The organism is Streptomyces sp. FH025, assembly GCF_017427025.1.
Lineage (GTDB): Bacteria > Actinomycetota > Actinomycetes > Streptomycetales > Streptomycetaceae > Kitasatospora.
On sequence record NZ_JAFLNG010001088.1, the window covers coordinates 1 to 1,672 of the forward strand.

A 1,672-nucleotide genomic window follows, 5' to 3' on the forward strand; every position below is an offset into this window, starting at 1 on the left:
GCCGGACGGCAGGTAGCGCAGCGCCGCGCCGTCCCCGGCGGGTTCGAAGCGGCCGCCGCGCCCTTCGGTGAGCATCGCGAGCAGGTCGACGGAGGCCAGGCCGAGGCCGCGCAGCACCACCTGCTCGCCGGGGGCGATCCGGGCCAACTCGGCCTCGGCGTCGGCGGAGTAGGCGGGCGGGAGGTGGAAGCGGCCGTGCCGGGCGGCGAACTCGGCGTCGGCGGCGTGGCGCGGGTGCGGGGCGGAGTCGAGGTGGCCGAGGGTGAGGGTGACGTGGTCGGCGGTGAGCGTCCGGTCGGTGAGGTGGACGGTCTGCGGGCCGTCTGCCGGGCCGTCGATCCGGTGGACGGTGTCGCGGTGGACGGTGACCGTGACGTGCGGCGGCAGGTCGGCCACGGCGCGGCGGAACACCCAGTCCAGGTAGGCGCTCTGGGCCCGCCGGGTGGGGAAGTCGGTGGGCGCGAGGGTGCGCAGCTCGGCCTGTACGGCCGGGTCGGCGACCTCCCGGTAGGGCGTGAACTCCTCCTGCTGCCGGGCCCATTCGGCCAGCGAGGGGCCGGGGCGGACCGGGCCCTCGATGGTGGAGCGGGCGTCGGTGAACATGGTGACGTCCTCGGCCATCGAGTTCATCCGCAGCAGCGGAGACTGGTCGTGGCGCCAGATCCGGCCCGCGCCGGGCGGGTGCGGGTCGACCAGGTGGATCTCCAACGGCCGGTCGGCGGGAAGCAGTTCGGTGGCGTTGGCGGCGATCCGCTCCAGCAGTCCGGTGCCGCGCGGCCCGGCGCCGACGATCACGAGGGTCCTCATGCGCCGCTCACCACCCGGCGGAGGGTCACGCGGGCGCGCTGCAAGGGGGTGGGCGGCAGGCCGGCGCGGTCGGCGCCCTTGGCGAAGTGCCGTTCGACGTAGTACTGGCCGACGGACAGCACGGTGGTGACCACCAGGTACCAGATGGTGGCGACCATCAGCATCGGGATGACCCGGTAGGACTGGAGGTAGACCAGCTGCACCGAGTAGAGCAGGTCGGAGACGGCCAGCACGCTGACGATGCTGGTGCCCTTGAGCGCGCCGATCAGCATGTTCCCGGCGGTCGGCACGATCGAGCGCATCGCCTGCGGCACGATGATCCGGAGCAGCACCCGCCGGCGGCTGAGCCCGAGCGCGGCCGCCGCCTCCAGCTGGCCGCGGTCGACGGAGAGGATGCCGCCGCGGATCACCTCGGCGGCGTACGCGGTCTCCAGCAGGGTGAGGCCGATGACGGCGGTCAGGGTGGGACCGATCAGGTTGACGGTCTTCACGGTGATGAACTCGGGGCCGAAGGGGATGCCGAGGCCGAGGGTCGGGTAGAGCGCGCCGATGTTGAAGAAGAACAGCAGCTGCACCAGTGGCGGGGTGGACCGGAAGATCCAGATGTAGCCCCAACTGAGGGTGCGCAGCACCGGGTTGGTGGACAGCCGCATGGTGGCGAGGACGGTGCCGAGCACGAAGCCGAGGGCGAGGGTGACGCCGGTCAGCCACAGGGTGAGGGTGAGCCCGTTGAGGACGGAGCGTGCGGTGAACCACTCGGCGACGACGCTCCACTGGAAGGCCCGGTTGCGGATCACCGAGGTGACGGCCATCGCGGCCAGCAGCAGCGCGACCGCCGCGGCGACCCACTGGCCGGGCTTGCGGC

At 72.9% G+C, this 1,672-nt stretch carries 2 protein-coding genes; both read right to left on the reverse strand.

All coding sequences use genetic code 11. From position 1 onward, the window contains the following. Positions 1-807, reverse strand: an 807-nt coding sequence (locus J0670_RS37535) for an FAD/NAD(P)-binding protein (protein ID WP_207817251.1), incomplete at its 3' end; no start/stop codon positions are given. Beyond that, on the reverse strand, positions 804-1,672 hold an 869-nt coding region (locus J0670_RS37540; RefSeq protein ID WP_207817252.1), incomplete at its 5' end, for an amino acid ABC transporter permease. The genes J0670_RS37540 and J0670_RS37535, both read right to left, overlap by 4 nt.